The sequence below is a fragment of the Pseudomonas sp. PNPG3 genome, assembly GCF_023093815.1.
Classification (GTDB): Bacteria; Pseudomonadota; Gammaproteobacteria; order Pseudomonadales; family Pseudomonadaceae; genus Aquipseudomonas; species Aquipseudomonas asiatica.
Genome location: NZ_JALLKV010000006.1, coordinates 44,190 through 65,256, shown reverse-complemented (window position 1 = coordinate 65,256; position 21,067 = coordinate 44,190). Strand labels below are relative to the sequence as shown.

Sequence of the window (21,067 nt, the reverse complement as noted above, 5' to 3'; positions counted from 1 at the left end):
CTCAAGCCTGGCGCGGGTCTGGGTTGTCCAGCACGGTGTCGGTCTGTTCCGTGCGGAACTGCTTGAGCGCCGCGTGGTACTGCGGGTACTTGGCGCCGAGGATGCTGGCCGACAGCAGCGCCGCGTTGACCGCACCGGCACGACCGATGGCCAGGGTGGCAACCGGCACGCCGGCTGGCATCTGCACGATCGACAGCAGCGAATCGACACCCGACAGCATCGACGATTGCACGGGCACACCCAGCACCGGCAGGTGGGTCTTGGCGGCGCACATGCCTGGCAGGTGGGCAGCGCCACCGGCACCGGCGATGATCACCTCGATGCCACGACCCTCAGCCTCCTCGGCATACTGGAACAGCAGATCCGGGGTACGGTGGGCGGAAACCACCTTCACCTCGTAGGGAATGCCGAGTTTTTCCAGCATATCGGCGGTGTGGCTAAGGGTGGACCAATCGGACTTGGAGCCCATGATCACGCCAACCAGTGCACTCATCGTCGAGCCTCTCCTGCAAGCGCCTTCTGGCGCGCTAAAAGCAACAAGCCACGCAGGTGGGCCGGCGTGGCTTGTCATACGGATTCTAAATCGACCAGGTCGGCCGAAGGCGCGGGATTGTAGCGTATTTCAAGGCCCTGCGCCCACCCCCGCAAGCACATGTCTGATCAAAGGGCAAGCTGTCTCGCAGGACAACTTTTTCCTGCCGCCTCTGGGTTGACGAATACCAGACGCTTGTATCCCCGATCTCGAAAATTCAGGTACGTACATATGAGTGTTTCACGCCTCTTCGCGCTTTCGTGTGGCCTGGTACTCAGCTTGCAACTGCCAGCTGCTTCTGCTGCCCGCTCGCTTACCGTCACCGTCTATGTTCACGACGACCTTGCCGACATGAGCGATGAGCAATTGAACAAGGACTTCTTTCAGCATTGGCTGGACGAGATGCGCAGTTTCAGCCAACAGTCCATCGAGGTCATATTTCAACGCGAGGTAGAACACATTACCGATATTGCTTATGCAGGAATGCCGTCCGCTCAACTACTCGAGGCCTTCGCCCGGCAACTGCATGAACAACAGCGCCACCCATCCTTTTCCTTTATGGATAAACAGCTGCTGCTGACGCGCAACAGCTATGATCACAGCGGCCTGAACTACAACGCAGGCCTTGCCTATCAGAAGCAAAACACGGCTATTGCGTCGGCAGGTGCATACGGTGCTCCAGCCCATGAAATCGGTCATTTGCTAGGCGCCACGCACGAAGATGCGGAGCTGAAATTCAATGGCTGGGTGTGTGAAACGTACACCCACCCCCGTGTACCGGCCCGATCCAATTGCTACCGCTATAGCGACAAGAATCGCGCGAATATCGCGGACTACTTGAAATACAACTCAAACTGAAGCCTCACCTTGTGCGCCTGACGACTCAAGCTTGCGCCACAACAAGCGGACGTTGGCCTTGCGCACCAGTGCGCAGCGGTACAGACGAATTTCCAGTGGCACATGCCACTGGCTGCCGCCGCAGATAGCCAGTTCGCCACGCTCCAGTTCGCCACGCATCGACAGGCGCGGCACCCAGGCGATGCCCATGCCCTCCAACGCCATGCTCTTGAGGCTGTCGGCCATGGCGGTTTCGTAGACGGTGGTATAGCGCAGGTTTCGCTGGCGCAGCAGCAAATTGACCGACCGACCGAGGAAAGCGCCGGCGGTATACGCCAGCAGCGGCACACTGCCCTCGCCTTCCAGGTCGAACAACGGCTTGCCGTCGGCATCCACGGCGCACACCGGCAACATTTCAGTGGTGCCCATGTGCAGCGACGGGAAGATTTCGGCATCCATCTGCAAGGCGGCATCCGGGTCATAGAAGGCCAGCATCAGGTCGCAACCACCTTCACGCAATGCATGTACGGCATCTCCGACGTTGGTCGCAACCAGGCGGGTGGCGATGTTCAAACCATCGTTGCGCAACTGGGCCACCCAACGCGGGAAAAAGCCCGACGCCAGCGAGTGTGCAGCGGCCACCTGTACCACTTCACCCTGCCCGCCCTCCAGGTGATGCAAATGGCGGAGAATTTCGCTCAATTGGTCGACAACAGTACGCGCGGTGACGAGAAACAGCTGCCCGGCCTCGGTCAGTTCGATCGGCGTGCGGGAACGATTCACCAATTGCAGGCCCAAAGCTGCTTCCAGACTGCGTATACGCCGGCTGAAGGCAGGTTGGGTAACGAAACGCCGCTCTGCCGCCTGGGAAAAACTGCGGGTCGCAGCCAGCGCGCTGAAGTCTTCCAGCCATTTGCTTTCAAGGTTCACGAAGCACATCTCCTGGCGTGCACCAAAATGGAACACGCTCGAATATCAATTGGCGTCACATGAAACACTATGCCGTTTGTGCATAGGTTAGCGTGCAACAGCATTGGCCGCAAAATCACCTTCAGGCCTAGGATTGGCGCCATTCCGGCATGTGCCGGGTCAAAATCGAGATGATATACATCATGTCCTCCGCTGCATCGTTCCGCGTCGAAAAAGATTTGTTGGGTACCCTTGAAGTTCCTGCAGATGCCTACTACGGCATCCAGACCCTGCGCGCTGCCAACAACTTCCACCTCTCCGGTGTTCCGCTGTCGCACTACCCGAAGCTGGTCGTGGCCCTGGCCATGGTCAAGCAGGCTGCTGCTGACGCCAACCGTGAGCTGGGCCACCTGAGCGATGCCAAGCACGCTGCCATCACCGCAGCCTGCGCCCGCCTGATCAAAGGCGATTACCACGACCAGTTCGTGGTGGACATGATCCAGGGCGGTGCTGGTACTTCTACCAACATGAACGCCAACGAAGTGATCGCCAACGTTGCGCTGGAGGCCATGGGCCACCAGAAGGGTGAGTACCAGTACCTGCACCCGAACAACGACGTGAACATGGCGCAGTCGACCAACGACGCCTACCCGACGGCTATCCGCCTGGGCCTGCTGCTGGGCCACGACGCGCTGCTGGCCAGCCTCGACAGCCTGATCCAGGCCTTCGCTGCCAAGGGTAAAGAGTTCGACCACGTACTGAAGATGGGCCGTACCCAGCTGCAGGACGCGGTACCGATGACCCTGGGCCAGGAATTCCGTGCCTTCGCCACCACCATGACCGAGGACCTGCAGCGCCTGCGCTCGCTGGCCCCGGAACTGCTGACCGAAATCAACCTGGGCGGTACCGCCATCGGTACCGGCATCAACGCCGACCCTGGCTACCAGGCCCTGGCCGTACAGCGCCTGGCTGCCATCAGCGGCCAACCGCTGGTACCGGCTGCCGACCTGATCGAAGCCACCTCCGACATGGGCGCCTTCGTACTGTTCTCCGGCATGCTCAAGCGTACTGCAGTCAAGCTGTCGAAGATTTGCAACGACCTGCGCCTGCTGTCCAGCGGCCCACGCACCGGCATCAACGAGATCAACCTGCCAGCGCGTCAGCCAGGCAGCTCGATCATGCCAGGCAAGGTCAACCCGGTTATCCCGGAAGCCGTCAACCAGGTGGCCTTCGCCATCATGGGCAACGACCTGGCCCTGACCGTCGCCGCCGAAGGTGGCCAGCTGCAGCTGAACGTGATGGAGCCGCTGATCGCCTACAAGATCTTCGACTCGATCCGCCTGCTGCAACGTGCCATGGACATGCTGCGCGAGCACTGCATCGTCGGCATCACCGCCAACGAACAGCGCTGCCGTGAACTGGTCGAGCACTCGATCGGCCTGGTCACCGCCCTGAACCCGTACATCGGCTACGAAAACGCCACCCGTATCGCCCGCGTTGCCCTGGAAACCGGCCGCGGCGTACTGGAACTGGTGCGCGAAGAGAAGCTGCTGGACGACGCGATGCTCGACGACATCCTGCGTCCGGAAAACATGATCGCTCCCCGTCTGGTTCCGCTGAAGGCGTAACCAGGCTGCTGTAAACAGTCTCACCAGGTCGAGGGACTAGACACCTCTCAACCTTTCAAAGGCCCGAGCCTATGCTTCGGGCCTTTTTTTTGCCTGAAGGATTTTGGGGCTGCTTTTCGGCCCCCCGAACATCGGCACACAACTTGCTCCATAATGCGTCCCAGGCCAACGGGATTACCCAGCATGCTGCACAGCCACCTGACCACCCTCAACGCGGTTTCGCTGATCCTCAACGTCTTCCAGGCAGACGGTTGCGAGGCGTCGGCGCTGCTGGCCGGCAGCGGCATCGGCCCGGCAGACCTGGGCCATGCCGATGCGCGTATCACCACCCAGCAGGAACTGCAGGTGTGCGCCAACGCCGTTGCCCGACGCGAAGATATAGGCCTGGAGCTGGGCCAGCGCATGCATGTGTCGTGCTACGGCATGCTTGGTTACGCCCTGCTCTCCAGTGCCACTTTGGGTGACGCCTTGCGCTTGGCACTGCAGTATCCGGCACTGCTGGGAACAATCTTCAAGCTGCGTTTGCTCGATGACGGTCAGCGTGTCTGGTTCAGCGCCAGCGATTACCACGACAGCCCGGCGCTGACCGCCTTCAATGCAGAGTTCTGCCTGGTGTCGCTGAAGGTCATCTGCGACGACCTGCTCGGCCGCCCGCTGCCCCTGCTGGGTGCTCGTTTTGAACACCCACGGCCCGGTTACCATGCTCTCTATACCGGGGCATTCCAGTGCCCGGTCGGTTTCGACGCCGAGGACAATGCCTTTGCCTTCGAACGGCGCTGGCTGGACACGCCACTGCCGCTGGCCGACCCGATTACCCACAAGGCAATGAGCGAACGCTGCCGGCGCCTGAACCTGGAATTCACCGGCCGCCAGGCCTGGCTGGGGCGGATTCGCCAACTGCTGGCGCAGCAACTGGATGCAGCGCCCGGGCTGGAAGGGCTGGCACGGCAGATGAACTGCTCATCGCGCACCCTGCGCCGGCATTTGCAGGCGTTGGGCAGCAGTTATCAACAGCTGCTGGATGAACTGAGGTTCGAGCGGGCCAAACAGTTGCTGGCTGATGCGCAGATGCCGATCTACCGGATTGCCGAGTCCCTGGGGTTCAGCGAGACCGCCAGTTTTCGGCATGCCTTCCAGCGCTGGAGTGGTGTAGCGCCAAGCCATTTTCGCGGTTGAACTGTACCGGCCCTTTCGCGGGTGAACCCGCTCCCACAGGGATTGCACCCACTCAGGTGCAACACTGTACCTGTGGGAGCGGGTTCACCCGCGAAAGGGCCAGTACAGGCCACCAACAAATTCTGCCAATGAAGCTTGGCCACATCGATCCCCTTTTGGCCGTATGCGTCGTTCTCCCCCACTGGCTCGCCCATGAAAATGGGCCCACGCCAGTATCCAATGGAGAACAACAATGCTGACGATCTATTCCGATGACCACCGCCTGCACCATGGCCGCTGCGAGCTGATCGACGGCAAGCTGATGCCCTGTTTCGAAATGCCGTCACGCGCCGACCATGTGCTCGACCAGGTGAAAAAGCGCAACCTTGGCGACATCCAGGGCCCCACCGACTATGGCCGTGCACCGTTGCTGCGCATCCACAGTGCCGACTACCTGGATTTCTTCGAAGGTGCCTGGGCGCGCTGGGCCGCACTGGGCCAGGAAGGCGACCTGCTGCCATTCACCTGGCCCGCACGCTCCCTGCGCCAGATAAAACCCACCGGCCTGCACGGTGAGCTGGGCTACTACAGCTTCGACGCCGGCGCACCGATCACCGCCGGGACCTGGCAGGCTGCCTACAGCGCCGCCCAGGTCGCCCTCACCGCCCAGGCGGCGATCCAGCAAGGCGCCCATTCCGCCTTCGCCCTGTGCCGCCCGCCAGGGCACCATGCGGCTGGCGAAGTCATGGGCGGCTATTGCTACCTGAACAACGCCGCCATCGCCGCCCAGGCCTTCCTTGACCAGGGCCGGCGCAAGGTCGCAATTCTCGATGTCGACTATCACCACGGCAACGGCACCCAAGACATCTTCTACAGCCGCAACGATGTGTTCTTCGCCTCGATCCATGGCGACCCGCGCGACGAGTTCCCGTTCTTCCTCGGCTATGCCGATGAAACCGGCGAGGGTGCCGGCGAAGGCTGCAACATCAACTACCCACTGCCGGCTGGCAGCGACTGGGCCGCCTGGAACGCCGCCCTGGAGGACGCCTGCCAGCGCATCGCCGCCTATGACGCTGAAGTACTGGTGATCTCGCTGGGTGTGGATACCTTCAAAGACGACCCGATCTCGCAGTTCAAGCTGGACAGCCCGGACTACCTGGAAATGGGCAAGCGCATCGCCCAGCTCGGCAAGCCGACCCTTTTCGTGATGGAAGGCGGCTACGCTGTGGAAGAAATCGGTATCAACGCGGTCAATGTGCTGGAAGGCTTCCAGCAGGCCCAGCCAGGAGCCCGATAATGGTTCGACTCAAGCGTCTGCTCGCCCCGTTCATCGCCGCTACCCTGTTCACTGGTGCCCTGCAGGCCCAGGCCGAACAGCGCACCCTGCGGGTGTTCAACTGGTTCGACTACATCACTCCGCAAACTCTCACCGAGTTCCAGAAAGACAGCGGAGTGAAGCTGGTCTACGACATCTTCGACACCAACGAGGCGCTGGAAGCGAAACTGCTGACCGGCAACTCCGGATATGACGTGGTAGTGCCATCCAACGTGTTCCTCGCCAAGCAGATCGAAGCGGGTGTGTTCCAGCCGCTGGACCGCAGCAAGCTGCCGAACTGGCAGCACCTGGACCCGGCGCTGATGAAGCTGATCGAAGCCAACGACCCCGGCAACAAATTTGCCGTACCCTACATGTACGGCACAGTGTTGATCGGCTTCAACCCGGCCAAGGTCAAGGCTGCGCTCGGCGACAACGCCCCGGTGGACAGTTGGGACCTGATCTTCAAGGAAGAGAACATCGCTAAGCTCAAGCAATGCGGCGTGGCCCTGCTCGACTCGCCGTCGGAGATCATGCCGCTGGCCCTGCAGTACCTGGGCCTGCCACCGAACAGCGACAAACCGGCTGATTACAAGAAAGCCGAAGCGCTGATGCTGAAGATTCGCCCGCACATCACCTACTTCCATTCCTCGAAGTACATGGCTGACATCGCCAACGGCGATATCTGCGTTGCAGTGGGCTACAGCGGTAGCTTCTCTCAGGCAGCCAACCGCGCCCGCGAGGCGAAGAATGGCGTGGTGGTGGACATGCGCCTGCCCAAGGAAGGTGCACCGATCTGGTTCGACATGCTGGCGATTCCGAAGAATGCGACCAACCCGGAAGATGCCCACGCGTTCATCAACTACTTACTGCGGCCTGAGGTGATTGCGCCTATCAGCGACTTTGTCGGGTACCCGAACCCGAACAAGGATGCGACCGACAAGGTCGACCCGGCGATTCGCAACAACCCCAACCTGTATCCGACAGCGGAGGCGATGGCCAAGCTGTATACCCTCAAGCCCTTGGCGCGGGATGTCGAGCGAGCTCGGACCAGGGCCTGGACACGGATCAAGTCTGGTACCTGATTTAGAGCCGGGGCCGCTAGGCGGCCCCATTCACTTTCTCCAGGCCTTGCGCAAGCGCATCAACGCCTCGGCAATCTCCCCCTCCGGCACCGCTGCAAACCCCAGCACCAGCCCTGCCCTTTTATCCACAGGCACCTCGCTGTCAGCCAGCCAGAAATTGCTAAGCGGCGTCACCTCAACCCCCACCGCTTCAGCCTTGGCCACCAACTCCTGCTCCCGCGCAAAGTTATCCACATCGACCTTCACATGCAGCCCGGCCGCCACCTCCGGCATGCCGCTCAAACCCGGAATATCCACGGGCCAGCCAGCCTTCAGCACATTGCGCCGGCTCAACGCCGCCTTGCGCATGCGCCGAATATGCCGCTGGAAGTGCCCCCGGGCCATGAACTCGGCCATCACGCACTGGCTACTGACCTCTGAATGCCGCACCGCCAGCGCCCTGCCCTGGCTGAACGGCTGCGCCAGTTGTGGTGGCAGTACCAGATAGCCCAGGCGCAACGCCGGAAAGGCGATCTTGCCGAAGGTACCGACGTACAGCACCCGCCCGTGCCGGTCGAGCGCCGCTAGCGGGGCCAAGGGCGCACCGCTGTACCGGTACTCGCCGTCGTAGTCGTCTTCGATGATCCAGCCTTCGCTGCGCTCGGCCCATGCCAGCAGTTCCAGGCGTCGCGCCAGGCTCATGGTCACCCCGGTCGGGTACTGGTGGGCTGGCGTGACGTAGGCCAGCCGGCAATCCGTCAGTTGCCCGAGCCGGCGACAGTCCATGCCATCCTCGTCCACCGGCACGCCACACAACCTGCCACCGGCCAGCGCAAAGGCATGCCCGGCTGCGCGGTAACCCGGGTTTTCCACAGCCACACCGTCGCCCGGCTGCAACAGCAACTGTGCACAAAGGCTGATTGCCTGCTGCGCACCACTGGTGATCACAATTTGTTCAGCGGTACAACTCAGTCCACGCGAGCGACGCAGGTAGGCCGCGATCAGTTCGCGCAGCAGCGGCTCGCCTGCCGGGTCACCATAACCCAACTGCGCCGGAGCCGGGTTGCGCCAGAAACCCGCCTGCAGCTTGGCCCAGACGTCGAAGGGGAACAGGTCGAACGCCGGAATACCGACGCGAAAAGCACGCGGTGCACCGCTTCTTGGGGGCGGCAGATGGTTACTTTTCAGGCGCTGCAAAGGCTCGCTGGAACGACGCTTGCTGGATAAATCCTCAGTATTTTCTGAGGGAGATGTGGATAAGTCTGTTGATAACCCACGGGATAACCCTGTGGATACTTGTGTGGATAGTTTTGCACTGGAGAGCTTCGGTAACTGGCTGACATAGGTGCCGTCGCCTACCCGGCTTTCGATGTAGCCCTCGGCATATAGCTGGTCATAGGCCCGCACCACACTGTTGCGTGACAGCGCCAGCATGGCGGCCAGATCACGAGTGGCCGGTAGCCGTGTGCCACTGCTCAGGCGCCCGTCCAGCACCCGCGCACGTAGCGCCTGGTACAGCTGCTGGCTGAGCCCGCGGCGGCGATCGAGGTCGATCCCGGCAGGGTCGAAAGGCAACACGAGGGGGCGCTCGTTCATGGCATTGGACCTATAAAAACAGCTGTTAATGGCTCTTACTATGAACCAATAGCCTGCCTAGGATGGAGCCATCGCACAAGGAAACCGAGCATGTACAACAGCAAACCCCATCAGGAACACGACCTCGGGCGCCTGCACCAGCACATGCTCGACACCCGTCTGGCCATCCTGGTCAGCCAGGGCGAACAAGGCCTGCTGGCCACGCACCTGCCAGTGCTGGTCGATATTGCCGAAGGCGAATTCGGCACCGTCTATGCCCACCTGGCGCGGGCCAACCCCCAATGGCACGACCTGAGGCAAGGTGGCGAAGCCCTGCTGGTGTTCCCCGGCGCCGATGCCTATGTCAGCCCCGGTTACTACCCGAGCAAGGCCGACAACCCCAAGGTGGTGCCAACCTGGAACTACTTGGCCGTGCACGCCTATGGCCCAGCCGAAGTGATCCACGAAGCCGAACCCTTGCTGGCCATTGTCAGCCGACTGACCGAGCGCCACGAACAAGGCCGCGGCGAACCGTGGAAAGTCACCGACGCCCCGCGTGATTACCTCGATGGCATGCTCCGCGCCATCGTCGGTGTTCGCTTGCCCATCACCCGCCTGCAAGGCGCGCGCAAGCTAAGCCAGAACCGCTCTGAGCAAGACATTGCCGGCGTGCGTGAAGGCCTTAGCGCCAGCCCCGATTACCTGGATAACCAACTCGCGGCGCATATGCGCCAACTCTGAAGGAATAGCCCATGTCCAGCGTCACCCTGCGTCCTGTCACCACCCAAGACCATGCTGCCTGGCTTGCCCTGTGGCAGGCCTACTTGCACTTCTATGAATCCGAATTGGCCGAAGAGGTCAGCCTCAGCACCTGGCAACGCCTGCTCGACCCAAACGAACCGACCCATTCAGCCTTGGCCTGGGTCGATGGCAAGGCGGTGGGCATGGTCAACTTCATCCACCATCGTTCCAACTGGAGCATTGGCAACGCCTGCTACCTGCAGGACCTGTACGTGGACAGCGGGCAGCGCGGCCTGGGCATCGGCCGCCAGCTGATCGAGCACGTCTACGCCCAAGCCAAGACCGACAACTGCATCAAGGTGTACTGGGTGACCCATGAGACCAACGCCACCGCCATCAGCCTGTACCAACAGGTTGCCGAGCGCTCGGGCTTCATCCAATTCCGCAAAGAGTTCTAAGGCCGAACATGACCGACGCATTGAACTGGAAGCCCGCCGCAGTCCCACAGGCCGAGCCTATCGACGGCCGTTTCATCCGCCTCGAAAAGCTTGACCCGGCGCGACATGGCGACGACCTCTGGGAGGTGTTGCAAGGCCCGGCTGCCGATCCGGCACTGTGGGACTACTTGCCCTATGGCCCATTTGCCGAGCGTGCCGCCTTCGACCGTTGGCTGGAAGGCAACGCCGCCGGCCGCGACCCGCTGTTCTACACCGTCATCGACCGCACCAGCGGCCAGGCCCAGGGCATCCTCAGCCTGATGTCGATCGTGCCCGACCACGGTCGCATCGAAATTGGCCACATCGCCTTCGGCGCCGCCATGCAGCGTACACCCAAGGGCACCGAGGCAGTGTACCTGCTGGGCAAGCTGGGCTTCGAGCTGGGCAACCGCCGGCTGGAGTGGAAGTGCAACAACGCCAACGCCCGCTCCAAGCGCGCGGCGGAGCGGTTTGGCTTTGTCCATGAAGGAGTGTTCCGCAAGCACCTGGTGGTGAAGGACCACAATCGGGATACGGCGTGGTATTCGATTACCGATGATGAGTGGCCAGCGGTGGCTGCTGGGTTCGAGCGGTGGTTGAGCGATACCAACCAACAACCTGGAGGTCAGGTAGAAACACTTGAGGCATGCCGTAAAGGTTGAGAGTTGTGTTAGATCAGCCGGCCTCTTCGCGGGTAAACCCGCTCCCACAGGTACTGACCTCAGGCTTGCGGGGGCCTGTAGGAGCAGCCTTGTGCTGCGAAGAGGCCGGCAGATTCAACGCGAAAAAAAGGGGAGCATCCGCTCCCCAGAGGTTAACCGCTTGTAGATGAGGGCTTATCTCAGCCCTCGATCTCGATCAGGATCTCGCCCGGAGTCACACGGTCGCCCTTGGCCACGTGGATGGCCACCACCTTGCCAGCGATACCCGCCTGCACTTCGGTCTCCATCTTCATGGCTTCGGTGATCAGCACGGCCTGGCCGGTCTTGACCATGTCGCCTTCCTTGACCAGCACATCGACGATGTTGCCTGGCATGGTGGTGCTGACGTGGCCCGGGGCACTGGCCTGCTTGCGCTTGCTGCTGCCGCCGCCGACGAATTCGTTGAGCGGCTCGAACACCACTTCTTCCGGCATGCCGTCGATCGACAGGTAGAAGTGGCGCTTGCCTTCGGCCTTCACGCCCACACCGGTGATGTCGACACGGTAGGTTTCGCCGTGCACGTCGATGACGAACTCGGTCGGTACGCCTTCACCGCTATGGGACGCCACTGCGCCCGCTTCAGGAATTGGCAGCAGGACTTCGGGAGTCAGGGTGCCGGCTTCGCGTTCTTCGAGGAACTTGCGGCCAATGTCAGGGAACATGGCGAAAGTCAGCACGTCTTCTTCGCAACGGGCCAGGGCGCCGATATCGGCACGCAGCTTGGCCATTTCCGGCTTCAGCAGGTCGGCCGGGCGCACGTCGATCACTTCTTCACTGCCGATCGCCTGACGGCGCAGCTGCTCGTTGACCACGCCCGGAGCCTTGCCGTAACCGCCTTGCAGGTACAGCTTCACCTCGTTGGTGATGGTCTTGTAGCGCTCGCCGGCCAGCACGTTGAAGAACGCCTGGGTACCGACGATCTGCGAGGTCGGGGTCACCAGCGGTGGGAAGCCAAGGTCTTCACGCACGCGCGGGATCTCAGCCAGCACTTCATTCATGCGGTTGAGGGCGCCCTGCTCCTTGAGCTGGTTGGCCAGGTTGGAAATCATGCCGCCCGGTACCTGGTTGACCTGCACGCGGGTGTCCACGGCGGTGAACTCGCTTTCGAACTGGTGGTACTTCTTGCGCACGGCATAGAAGTACAGGCCGATTTCCTGCAGCAGTTCCAAGTCCAGGCCAGTATCGAATTCGCTGCCTTTGAGCGCGGCAACCATCGACTCGGTACCCGGGTGGCTGGTGCCCCAAGCGAAGCTGGAGATGGCGGTGTCGATGTGATCGGCGCCGTTTTCCACAGCCTTCAGCTGGCACATTGCGGCCAGGCCGGCAGTGTCGTGGGAGTGGATGAACACCGGCAGCGACTGCTCGGCTTTCAGCGCCTTGACCAGTTCGCCGGTGGCGAACGGGGTCAGCAGGCCGGCCATGTCCTTGATCGCGATCGAGTCGCAACCCATGGCTTCCATCTGCTTGGCCTGGTTCACGAAGGCTTCGATGGTGTGCACCGGGCTGGTGGTGTAGGCGATGGTACCCTGAGCGTGTTTGCCGGCAGCCTTGACCGCTTCAATGGCCACGCGCAGGTTACGCACGTCGTTCATGGCATCGAAGATACGGAACACGTCGATACCGTTGACTGCGGCCTTGGCGACGAACGCCTTGACCACGTCGTCGCTGTAGTGGCGGTAGCCCAGCAGGTTCTGGCCGCGCAGCAGCATTTGCAGGCGGGTGTTGGGCAGCGCGGCGCGCAGCTTGCGCAGGCGCTCCCACGGGTCTTCCTTGAGGAAGCGCACGCAGGCGTCGAAGGTGGCGCCACCCCAGACTTCCAGCGACCAGTAGCCGACCTTGTCGAGCTTGTCGCAGATCGGCAGCATGTCTTCGGTACGCATGCGGGTGGCCAGCAGGGACTGGTGGGCGTCGCGCAGGATCGTGTCGGTTACGTGAATTTTCTTGGACATTATGGGGTTCCTCACAGGCCTGCGTGGGCGGCGATGGCGGCGGCGATGGCCAGGGCCAGCTCTTCGGGTTTGCGCTTGATCGAGTAATTGGTCAGTTCCGGGTGGCTTTCGACGAAGCTGGTGTTGAACTGGCCGCTACGGAATTCCGGATTGCGCAGGATTTCCTGGTAGTACGCGGCGGTGGTCTTCACCCCTTGCACGCGCATGTCGTCCAGGGCCCGCAGGCCGCGGTCCATGGCTTCTTCCCAGGTCAACGCCCACACCACCAGTTTCAGGCACATGGAGTCGTAGAACGGCGGGATGGTGTAGCCGGTGTAGATCGCCGTGTCGGTACGCACGCCCGGGCCGCCGGGTGCGTAGTAACGGGTGATCTTGCCGAAGCTGGGCAGGAAGTTGTTCTTCGGATCTTCGGCGTTGATGCGGAACTGCAGCGCGTAACCGCGGTGCTGGATGTCTTCCTGCTTGACCGACAGCGGCAGGCCCGAGGCAATGCGGATCTGCTCACGGACGATGTCGATACCGGTGATTTCCTCGGTGATGGTGTGTTCCACCTGCACCCGGGTGTTCATTTCCATGAAGTACACCTCGCCATCGGCGAGCAGGAACTCCACGGTACCGGCGTTCTCGTAGTTCACTGCCTTGGCCGCACGCACCGCCAGGTCGCCGATGTAGGCGCGCTGTTCGGGGGTGAGCTGTGGGCTCGGGGCGATTTCGATGAGTTTCTGGTTGCGGCGCTGGATCGAGCAGTCGCGCTCGAACAGGTGCACGACGTTGCCAAAGCTGTCACCGAGGATCTGCGCCTCGATGTGCTTGGGGTTGACGATGCACTTTTCCAGGAACACTTCCGCAGAACCAAAGGCCTTGGTAGCCTCGGAGATGACGCGGGGGAAGTTCTGTTCCAGTTCTTCACGGCTGTTGCAACGGCGAATACCACGGCCGCCACCACCAGAGGTGGCCTTGAGCATGACCGGGTAACCGATGCGGTCACCTTCGCTCAGGGCTTCGTGAATATCGGCAACGTTGCCTTCTGTACCCGGGGTTACCGGCACACCAGCGGCGATCATGGTGCGACGCGCTTCGGTCTTGTCGCCCATGCGGCGGATGACCTCGGCGGCAGGGCCGATGAACTTGATCCCGCGCTCGGCGCAAATCTCTGCCAGTTCAGCATTTTCCGACAGGAAACCATAACCTGGGTGCAGGGCATCACAGCCGGTTTCCACAGCCAGGTTCACCAGCTTGCGCGGGTTCAGGTAACCGGCCAGCGGCTCGGCACCAATGCTGTGGGCTTCGTCGGCGCGCTTGACGTGCAACGCATGGCGGTCGGCGTCGGAATAGATCGCCACCGAGCGAATGCCCATCTCGGCGCAGGCACGCACGATCCGAACTGCAATTTCACCTCGGTTGGCGATCAGGATTTTTTTTATCACTGGAGTCTTCCCAAAGCCGTAGGAACAGTCGAGCCGGTTCTCCCGGTCGGCGCGTGACCAGACGTTGCTGGCCAGTCGCACATTCACCCTAGCGCTGTAGGTTAATAAACAAAAATCAATATTTGTTAGGGGCTGTATTAGCAAAAGCTTATAGTGCGGTAACAAGGTGTTGCCGAAGGGCGGATAAAAATGCGTAAGTCCTTGATGCGTATGACTTTGCGTCAACTGCAGATCTTCAACGAGGTCTGCGATTTGCGTTCATACAGCCGTGCGGCGGAAGAGATGGCGCTTACGCAACCCGCCGTTAGTCTACAGATCCGTCAGCTCGAAGAGCTGATCGGTCAGCCGCTGTTCGAGTACGTGGGCAAGAAACTCTACCTGACCGAAGCTGCCGAGGCCCTGCAACGCGCCAGCCGCGATATCTTCGGGCGCCTGGAGAGCCTGGACATGCAACTTTCGGACATGCAGGGCTCATTGCAGGGGCAGTTGAAACTGGCGATCGAGTCCAGTGCCAAGTACTTCGTGCCACACCTGTTCGCGGCCTTCAAGCAGCGTCACCCGGAGGTCAACCTGACCCTGACAGTGGTCAATCGCGCCCAGGCCATCCGCCGCCTGTCGGACAACCGCGACGACCTGATCATCATGTCCATGGTGCCGCAGGACATGGGGCTGGAGTTTCTGCCGTTCCTCAACAACCCGATCATCGCGGTGGCGCCGCCCGAGCACCCGCTGTGCAAGCTGGAGCAACTGCGCCTGCAGGACCTGGAGCCTCATACCCTGCTGGTCCGCGAACAGGGTTCGGGCACGCGCAAGGCTTGCGAGGAATACTTCAAGGACAAGCGCGTGCATTTCACCCAGACCCTGGAGGTGGCCTCGGCCGACGCCCAGCGCGAGTGCGTAATTGCCGGGCTGGGGATTGCCATGCTTACCCGCCATGCGGTCAACCTGGAGCTGGCTACCGGTGTATTGAGGGAGCTGCCGGTGGAAGAACTGCCGCTGTACCGCAGTTGGTGCGTGGTGCAGTCCAAGGCCAAACGGCAGTCGCCGGTGGCCTTGGCCTTTCTGGCATTCATCCGCAGCGAACGTGCGCTGATCAGCGCGCTGGTTGAGCGTTTTTCGGGGAAGCTGCTGCCGACGCCTGCCAGACCGTGAGCTCTTGCAGCTCGGGGTAGTCCACTAGTTCGCGGAGCAGTTGACGTTGGTCGCAATAGCTCTCGATCGCGCGGCGGTATTCCATGCGGCGCTGATCCTTTTCCTGCTGCTTGCGAGCCTTGGCGCTGGGTTGGTACGTACCGTCGAAGTCACGAGCCATTGCCTGTCTCCCAGATAGGATGCGGGAGTTTCATACTGGCTTGAGTGGTTTACGGTTTGGCTGTGGAATGGTGACAAAACAGTGAAATTTATAGCGCCTGTGTCGGCCTCTTCGCGGGTAAACCCGCTCCCACAGGTGCTCACCAGCCTCAAGGACGGTGCAGTACCTGTGGGAGCGGGTTTACCCGCGAAAGGGCCGGCACAAGCAACGACAATCAGTCGTCGGTAGCCTTGATCGACTTGGGCGACAAGCGCAGGCTGCGCAAGCTGCGCTTCACGCTCTTCAGGTGGTTGACCAGGCTCGGCCCGCGCGCCATGGCTACGCCCATGGCCAGCACGTCGATCACCACCAGGTGGGCGATACGAGAGGTCAGCGGGGTGTAGATTTCGGTGTCCTCATGCACATCGATCGCCAGGTTTACCGTCGATAGCTCCGCCAGCGGTGTCTGGCTTGGGCACAGGGTAATCAGGTTGGCGCCGCTCTCACGGACCAGGTTGGCGGTAATCAGCAGGTCCTTGGAGCGGCCCGACTGGGAAATGCATACCGCCACATCACCCGGCTTCAGGGTCACCGCCGACATCGCCTGCATGTGCGGGTCGGAATAGGCTGCCGCGCTGAGCAACAGACGGAAGAATTTGTGCTGAGCATCGGCCGCCACTGCACCGGAAGCACCAAAGCCATAGAACTCCACACGCTGCGCCTGGGCCATGGCAGTCACCGCCTGCTGCAGCGCTTGTGGGTCGAGGTGCTCGCGCACTTCCATCAGGGTGTGCAGCGTGGTGTCGAAGATCTTCAGGCTGTAGTCAGCGACCGAGTCGTCTTCATGGATGGCGAACTGGCCGAAACTCGCCCCCGCAGCCAGGCTCTGCGCCAGCTTCAGCTTCAGGTCCTGGAAGCCCGAGCAACCGATCGCGCGGCAGAAACGCACGATGGTCGGTTCGCTGATACCCACGCTGTGCGCCAGATCGGCCATGGAGCTGTGCATGACGGCAGCCGGGTCGAGTAGCACGTGGTCGGCTACCTTGAGTTCCGATTTGCGCAGCAGGTGGCGCGATTGGGCGATATGTTGCAACAGATTCACAGGCTGGACTCGGTTATGATCGGCTGGCCGGGTTGTAGCTTTCTTGTAGTTATACTACATGGACGCCAACCCGCCCAGTTAAACGAACGTGGAGAGTGGTGGTTTGACTATTCCTTGCGACATTCTGGTCTTCGGCGGCACCGGCGATCTGGCCCTGCACAAATTGCTTCCGGCGCTCTACCACCTGTTTCGCGAGGCCCGTCTGAACAACGCCGTGCGGATCATCGCGCTGGCACGACGCAACTTGCCACGTAACGATTATCTCAAGCTCGCCGAACGCCATTGCCGGGCACAGATTGCCCGCAACGACTTCGACGAAGAGGTCTGGCAGCGGTTTTCCGCACGGGTCGACTATTTCGCCATGGATGCTTCGCAAAGCGCCGACTTCGGTCGCCTGGCGCGCTACCTGGGCGAGCCCGGCGGCTTGACGCGCATCTTCTACCTGGCCACCGCCCCCAATCTGTTCGTGCCGATTGCCAAGCACCTGCATAACGCCGGCCTGGCAGACACTGAGGCGCGCATCGTGCTGGAAAAGCCGATCGGCCACTCGCTGGAATCGGCTACCGCCATCAACGAAGCGATTGGCGCAGTGCTGGAGGAAAACCAGGTATTTCGCATCGACCACTACCTGGGCAAGGAAACCGTGCAGAACCTCATGGCCCTGCGTTTTGCCAACGCCCTGCTGGAGCCGGTGTGGCGCAACAACCAGGTTGATCACGTGCAGATCAGCGTTTGCGAGACCCTGGGTGTAGAGAACCGTGGTGCTTACTACGACCGCGCCGGGGCGACCCGCGACATGTTGCAGAACCACCTGCTTCAGCTGCTATGCCTGGTGGCCATGGAGCCCCCCGCGCAGTTCGAGGCCGAAGCGGTGCGTGACGAGAAAGTGAAGATCCTGCGGGCCCTCAAGCCCATCACTGGCCAGGACGTGCAGGACAAGACCGTACGCGGCCAGTATGGCGCCGGGCGCATCGGCGGCCAGGAAGTGCCGGCCTATTACTTCGAAAAGGACGTCGACAACGACAGCGACACCGAAACCTTCATCGCCATCGAGACGCACATCGACAATTGGCGCTGGGCGGGCGTGCCCTTCTACCTGCGTACCGGCAAGCGCATGGCACGGCGCTCATCGCAGATCGTCATCCAGTTCAAGCCGGTGCCCCACGAGCTTTTCAATGGTGGCCAGGTCAACCAGCTGCTGATCCAGTTGCAACCGGACGAACGCATCAGCCTGCGCATGATGACCAAGAGCCCGGGGAAGGGCATGCGCCTGGAGCCTGTGGACCTGGACCTGAACCTGGCCCAGGTGTTCAGCCAGACCCGCCGCTGGGACGCCTACGAGCGCCTGCTGCTGGATGTGCTGGAGGGCGACTCGACGCTGTTCATGCGCCGCGATGAGGTGGAAGCGGCCTGGGCCTGGATCGACCCGATCATCAAGGGCTGTGAAGAGCACTTCCAGGCGCCGCGACCGTACCCGGCAGGCTGTAACGGGCCAGAGCAAGCCAACAGCCTGCTCGCCAGGCACGGCAGGCAATGGCATAGCTGAAGCACTGCCCTGCTCCCGTGGCAGGCGAAAGGGCAGAAAGTAGCCCAGCGCACTGGCGCTACTTTCAACCCGAAACAGGAGCAGACAATGGCCATTATCACCAACCTCGTTGCAATCAACGACATCGCTCACGGCAAGCAGGTTTTCAGGGTTCACGGCACCGTTACGGTCGCCTCCCCGGCCATCGAACCGGTGCTGGTCGAACCCAAGCTGCGCCACAGGGGTGGCTGGGAAGTACTTGAGCTTCAACTTCTGGATAGCGGCGCAATCACTCCGCAGGTGCTGACGGAAAAAACCGTGGCTTTCGAGCGTGCAGGCGGCACTGGCTGGAAAACCGTGGAGATCATTCATGCAGACGGTTCGCAGCGCTGCGAAATTCGTACCATCGAGGCGATTGACTGAGCCGCTGCCGGCCAGGTCGCCCGAGCGGTGGCCTGGCACCTTCCATCGGCTCGATGAACGGGCATGTTGCAGGTGAATATTTATACAGTAGAGGTTTGCCCCATTTCCTGCCGCGCCCTAGAATGGCCCGATGCGCACAGACGACCTCTCCCTCCTGCTGAATTCCCTCAACGATGCCCAACGCCAGGCCGTAGCGGCCACGCTAGGGCGTCAACTGGTGCTTGCTGGCGCCGGTTCCGGTAAAACCCGCGTGCTGGTGCACCGCATTGCCTGGCTGATCCAGGTGGAGCAGGCATCGCCGCACTCGATCCTGTCGGTGACCTTCACCAACAAGGCCGCGGCAGAAATGCGCCAGCGTATCGAGCAACTGCTGGGTATCAACCCGGCGGGCATGTGGGTCGGCACCTTCCACGGCCTGGCCCATCGCCTGCTGCGGGCCCATTGGCAGGAAGCGAGGCTGGTGCAGAACTTCCAGATCCTCGACAGCGACGACCAGCAGCGCCTGATCAAGCGGGTGATGCGCGAGTTGGGCCTGGACGAGCAGAAATGGCCGGCACGCCAGGCCCAGTGGTTCATCAACGGGCAAAAGGACGAAGGCCTGCGTCCACAGCATATCCAGGCCGGGGGCGACCTGTTCCTGTCGACCATGCGCGACGTCTATACCGCCTATGAGCAGGCCTGCGAGCGCGCCGGGGTCATCGACTTCTCCGAGCTGCTGCTGCGCGCCCTGGACTTGTGGCGCGACCACCCGGGCCTGCTGGAGCACTACCAGCGGCGCTTCCGCCACGTGCTGGTGGACGAGTTCCAGGATACCAACGCCGTGCAGTACGCCTGGCTGCGCCTGCTGGCGCGCGGCGGTGACAGCCTGATGGCGGTGGGCGATGACGACCAGTCGATCTACGGCTGGCGCGGTGCCAAGATCGAGAACATTCACCAGTACACTGCCGACTTCCCCGACGCCGAGATGATCCGCCTGGAGCAGAACTACCGCTCCACCGGTGGCATCCTCAAGGCGGCGAACGCGCTGATCGCCAACAACAGCGGGCGCCTGGGCAAAGAGCTGTGGACCGACATGGGTGAAGGCGAACCGCTGACCCTGTATGCGGCCTACAACGAGCACGACGAAGCGCGCTACGTGGTGGAAACCATCGAGAGCCTGGTCAAGAAGGGCAATGCGCGCAACGAGATCGCCATACTGTACCGTTCCAACGCCCAGTCGCGGGTGCTGGAAGAAGCCCTGCTGCGCGAACGCATCCCCTACCGCATCTATGGCGGTCAGCGCTTCTTCGAGCGCGCCGAAATCAAGAACGCCATGGCTTACCTGCGGCTGATCGAAGGCCGCGGTAACGATGCTGCCCTGGAACGGGTGATCAACGTGCCGCCACGTGGCATTGGCGAAAAAACTGTCGAAGCCATACGCGAGCACGCCCGCCACAGCCAGCTGTCGATGTGGGAAGCAATGTGCCAGCTGCTTGCCGCCAAAGCCCTGAAAGGCCGCGCTGCCAGTGCCCTGGGTGCATTCATCGAGCTGATCGAGGGGTTGGCTGCCAAGGTCGTGGACATGCCGCTGCATACCATGACCCAAACCACCATCGAGCAGTCCGGGCTGATCATCTACCACCAGGAAGAAAAGGGTGAGAAGGGCCAGGCACGGGTAGAAAACCTTGAGGAACTGGTCAGCGCAGCGCGCAACTTCGAGTCTACCGACGAAGACGCCGACCTCTCGCCTCTCTCGGCATTCCTTGGCCACGCCTCGCTCGAAGCAGGCGATACACAGGCCGACGAGCATGAAGACAGCGTCCAGCTGATGACCTTGCACAGTGCCAAGGGCCTGGAGTTCCCGTATGTGTTCCTGGTGGGCATGGAAGAAGGCCTGTTCCCGCACAAGATGAGCCTGGAAGAGCCTGGCCGCCTGGAAGAGGAACGCCGCCTGGCTTATGTGGGCATCACCCGCGCCATGCGCCAGCTGGTCATGACCTACGCCGAAACGCGTCGCCTGTATGGCAGCGAGACCTACAACAAGGTGTCACGTTTCGTACGAGAAATTCCGGCAGGCCTGGTTCAGGAAGTGCGCCTTTCCAACAGCGTCAGCCGCCCGTTCGGCGGGGCCAAGACGGCCACGAACAGCAACCTGTTCGCCAATGCCAGCATTCCGCAGACCTCGTTCAATCTGGGCCAGCGTGTTCAGCATGCGGTGTTTGGCGAGGGTGTGATCCTCAACTTCGAAGGCTCCGGCGCCCAGGCGCGGGTGCAGGTAAATTTTGCCGAAGGCAGCAAGTGGCTGATGCTGGGGTATGCCAAGCTCGAGGCCATCTGAAAGCCTGCGCGGTCCCTTGTAGGAGCGGCCTTTGTGGGAGCATTCCGAGGGCAGGTCGTGCCGGGTTTGTAACATTCAGGCAAAAGCTCGAAACATTATG

19 protein-coding genes are annotated in these 21,067 nt (G+C 61.7%); 12 read left to right on the top strand and 7 right to left on the bottom strand.

All coding sequences use genetic code 11. The annotated features are described in order from the left end of the window. Position 1: 1 nt before the first annotated feature. Positions 2-493, bottom strand: a complete 492-nt coding sequence (purE, locus tag MJ643_RS06490; protein ID WP_003253304.1) for a 5-(carboxyamino)imidazole ribonucleotide mutase — start codon at positions 491-493, stop codon at positions 2-4. Between the two features lie 270 nt (positions 494-763). Here purE and MJ643_RS06485 point away from each other — a divergent pair, with 270 nt between their 5' ends. After that, positions 764-1,390, top strand: coding sequence for a hypothetical protein (locus MJ643_RS06485; RefSeq protein ID WP_013974828.1), 627 nt, complete (start codon positions 764-766; stop codon positions 1,388-1,390). On the opposite strand, the gene MJ643_RS06480 is transcribed toward MJ643_RS06485, so the two are convergent. After that, positions 1,382-2,299 (bottom strand): LysR substrate-binding domain-containing protein, encoded by a 918-nt coding sequence (locus MJ643_RS06480; protein WP_013974829.1) that lies wholly within the window; start codon positions 2,297-2,299, stop codon positions 1,382-1,384. The two genes, MJ643_RS06485 and MJ643_RS06480, sit on opposite strands and share 9 nt — an antisense overlap. A gap of 182 nt (positions 2,300-2,481) precedes the next feature. Between MJ643_RS06480 and aspA the strand changes: the two genes are divergently transcribed. From aspA to MJ643_RS06460, 4 genes are all read left to right on the top strand, one after another. Continuing rightward, positions 2,482-3,906 carry an aspartate ammonia-lyase gene (gene aspA, locus MJ643_RS06475; RefSeq protein WP_003260072.1) on the top strand — a complete coding sequence of 475 codons (1,425 nt, stop codon included), beginning with the start codon at positions 2,482-2,484 and terminating at the stop codon, positions 3,904-3,906. Between the two features lie 183 nt (positions 3,907-4,089). After that, complete coding sequence (locus MJ643_RS06470) at positions 4,090-5,082, top strand: AraC family transcriptional regulator (protein WP_013974830.1); 993 nt, start codon at positions 4,090-4,092, stop codon at positions 5,080-5,082. A 232-nt stretch (positions 5,083-5,314) separates the two neighbouring features. Then, positions 5,315-6,358 (top strand): histone deacetylase family protein, encoded by a 1,044-nt coding sequence (locus MJ643_RS06465; RefSeq protein WP_013974831.1) that lies wholly within the window; start codon positions 5,315-5,317, stop codon positions 6,356-6,358. Further along, entirely contained in the window at positions 6,358-7,461 is a 1,104-nt protein-coding gene (locus MJ643_RS06460) for a polyamine ABC transporter substrate-binding protein (protein WP_013974832.1), read from the top strand. Before MJ643_RS06465 ends, MJ643_RS06460 begins: the two co-directional genes overlap by 1 nt. Before the next feature lie 30 nt (positions 7,462-7,491). On the opposite strand, the gene MJ643_RS06455 is transcribed toward MJ643_RS06460, so the two are convergent. Beyond that, positions 7,492-9,036: a PLP-dependent aminotransferase family protein gene (locus tag MJ643_RS06455; RefSeq protein WP_023660643.1), complete on the bottom strand. Its 1,545-nt coding sequence runs from the start codon at positions 9,034-9,036 to the stop codon at positions 7,492-7,494. Positions 9,037-9,126: 90 nt separating this feature from the next. Between MJ643_RS06455 and MJ643_RS06450 the strand changes: the two genes are divergently transcribed. From MJ643_RS06450 to MJ643_RS06440, 3 genes are read left to right on the top strand one after another with little or no spacing between them, the layout of a single operon-like run. Continuing rightward, positions 9,127-9,756, top strand: a complete 630-nt coding sequence (locus MJ643_RS06450; protein WP_013974834.1) for an FMN-binding negative transcriptional regulator — start codon at positions 9,127-9,129, stop codon at positions 9,754-9,756. A gap of 11 nt (positions 9,757-9,767) precedes the next feature. Next, positions 9,768-10,214: a GNAT family N-acetyltransferase gene (locus tag MJ643_RS06445; protein WP_169774674.1), complete on the top strand. Its 447-nt coding sequence runs from the start codon at positions 9,768-9,770 to the stop codon at positions 10,212-10,214. Between the two features lie 8 nt (positions 10,215-10,222). Then, positions 10,223-10,894, top strand: a complete 672-nt coding sequence (locus MJ643_RS06440; protein WP_169774673.1) for a GNAT family protein — start codon at positions 10,223-10,225, stop codon at positions 10,892-10,894. Positions 10,895-11,073: 179 nt separating this feature from the next. Here the strand turns inward: MJ643_RS06440 and oadA are convergent, their stop codons facing one another. Together oadA and MJ643_RS06430 are read right to left on the bottom strand one after the other, a co-directional pair. Continuing rightward, positions 11,074-12,882 (bottom strand): sodium-extruding oxaloacetate decarboxylase subunit alpha, encoded by a 1,809-nt coding sequence (gene oadA, locus MJ643_RS06435; RefSeq protein ID WP_013974836.1) that lies wholly within the window; start codon positions 12,880-12,882, stop codon positions 11,074-11,076. An 11-nt stretch (positions 12,883-12,893) separates the two neighbouring features. Beyond that, complete coding sequence (locus MJ643_RS06430; RefSeq protein WP_013974837.1) at positions 12,894-14,309, bottom strand: acetyl-CoA carboxylase biotin carboxylase subunit; 1,416 nt, start codon at positions 14,307-14,309, stop codon at positions 12,894-12,896. Positions 14,310-14,498: 189 nt separating this feature from the next. On the opposite strand from MJ643_RS06430, the gene MJ643_RS06425 reads away from it, so the two are divergent. Further along, positions 14,499-15,461, top strand: coding sequence for a LysR family transcriptional regulator (locus MJ643_RS06425; protein WP_015272364.1), 963 nt, complete (start codon positions 14,499-14,501; stop codon positions 15,459-15,461). On the opposite strand, the gene MJ643_RS06420 is transcribed toward MJ643_RS06425, so the two are convergent. Then, positions 15,403-15,621 carry a hypothetical protein gene (locus MJ643_RS06420; protein ID WP_080563834.1) on the bottom strand — a complete coding sequence of 73 codons (219 nt, stop codon included), beginning with the start codon at positions 15,619-15,621 and terminating at the stop codon, positions 15,403-15,405. The two genes, MJ643_RS06425 and MJ643_RS06420, sit on opposite strands and share 59 nt — an antisense overlap. A gap of 214 nt (positions 15,622-15,835) precedes the next feature. Continuing rightward, on the bottom strand, positions 15,836-16,702 hold the full coding sequence (hexR, locus tag MJ643_RS06415) for a transcriptional regulator HexR (protein WP_011536461.1): 867 nt from the start codon (positions 16,700-16,702) through the stop codon (positions 15,836-15,838). 103 nt (positions 16,703-16,805) lie between these two features. On the opposite strand from hexR, the gene zwf reads away from it, so the two are divergent. From zwf to uvrD, 3 genes are all read left to right on the top strand, one after another. Next, the gene (zwf, locus tag MJ643_RS06410) at positions 16,806-18,248 is read left to right on the top strand and encodes a glucose-6-phosphate dehydrogenase (RefSeq protein ID WP_023660645.1); all 1,443 of its coding nucleotides are present in this window, start codon (positions 16,806-16,808) and stop codon (positions 18,246-18,248) included. Between the two features lie 87 nt (positions 18,249-18,335). Then, positions 18,336-18,650, top strand: coding sequence for a hypothetical protein (locus tag MJ643_RS06405; RefSeq protein ID WP_013974840.1), 315 nt, complete (start codon positions 18,336-18,338; stop codon positions 18,648-18,650). 130 nt (positions 18,651-18,780) lie between these two features. Then, the gene (gene uvrD / locus MJ643_RS06400) at positions 18,781-20,967 is read left to right on the top strand and encodes a DNA helicase II (RefSeq protein ID WP_013974841.1); all 2,187 of its coding nucleotides are present in this window, start codon (positions 18,781-18,783) and stop codon (positions 20,965-20,967) included. The last annotated feature ends 100 nt before the right edge of the window (positions 20,968-21,067 follow it).

What these genes read in the sequence shown, in the direction of transcription:
- MJ643_RS06470 (WP_013974830.1), top strand. Translation starts at nt 4,090, where the DNA reads ATGCTGCACAGCCACCTGACCACCCTCAACGCGGTTTCGCTGATCCTC.
- MJ643_RS06425 (WP_015272364.1), top strand. Translation starts at nt 14,499, where the DNA reads ATGCGTAAGTCCTTGATGCGTATGACTTTGCGTCAACTGCAGATCTTC.
- MJ643_RS06460 (WP_013974832.1), top strand. Translation starts at nt 6,358, where the DNA reads ATGGTTCGACTCAAGCGTCTGCTCGCCCCGTTCATCGCCGCTACCCTG.
- aspA (WP_003260072.1), top strand. Translation starts at nt 2,482, where the DNA reads ATGTCCTCCGCTGCATCGTTCCGCGTCGAAAAAGATTTGTTGGGTACC.
- MJ643_RS06450 (WP_013974834.1), top strand. Translation starts at nt 9,127, where the DNA reads ATGTACAACAGCAAACCCCATCAGGAACACGACCTCGGGCGCCTGCAC.
- oadA (WP_013974836.1), bottom strand. Translation starts at nt 12,882, where the DNA reads ATGTCCAAGAAAATTCACGTAACCGACACGATCCTGCGCGACGCCCAC.
- MJ643_RS06455 (WP_023660643.1), bottom strand. Translation starts at nt 9,036, where the DNA reads ATGAACGAGCGCCCCCTCGTGTTGCCTTTCGACCCTGCCGGGATCGAC.
- MJ643_RS06420 (WP_080563834.1), bottom strand. Translation starts at nt 15,621, where the DNA reads ATGGCTCGTGACTTCGACGGTACGTACCAACCCAGCGCCAAGGCTCGC.
- uvrD (WP_013974841.1), top strand. Translation starts at nt 18,781, where the DNA reads ATGCGCACAGACGACCTCTCCCTCCTGCTGAATTCCCTCAACGATGCC.
- MJ643_RS06465 (WP_013974831.1), top strand. Translation starts at nt 5,315, where the DNA reads ATGCTGACGATCTATTCCGATGACCACCGCCTGCACCATGGCCGCTGC.
- MJ643_RS06405 (WP_013974840.1), top strand. Translation starts at nt 18,336, where the DNA reads ATGGCCATTATCACCAACCTCGTTGCAATCAACGACATCGCTCACGGC.
- MJ643_RS06440 (WP_169774673.1), top strand. Translation starts at nt 10,223, where the DNA reads ATGACCGACGCATTGAACTGGAAGCCCGCCGCAGTCCCACAGGCCGAG.
- MJ643_RS06485 (WP_013974828.1), top strand. Translation starts at nt 764, where the DNA reads ATGAGTGTTTCACGCCTCTTCGCGCTTTCGTGTGGCCTGGTACTCAGC.
- purE (WP_003253304.1), bottom strand. Translation starts at nt 493, where the DNA reads ATGAGTGCACTGGTTGGCGTGATCATGGGCTCCAAGTCCGATTGGTCC.
- MJ643_RS06445 (WP_169774674.1), top strand. Translation starts at nt 9,768, where the DNA reads ATGTCCAGCGTCACCCTGCGTCCTGTCACCACCCAAGACCATGCTGCC.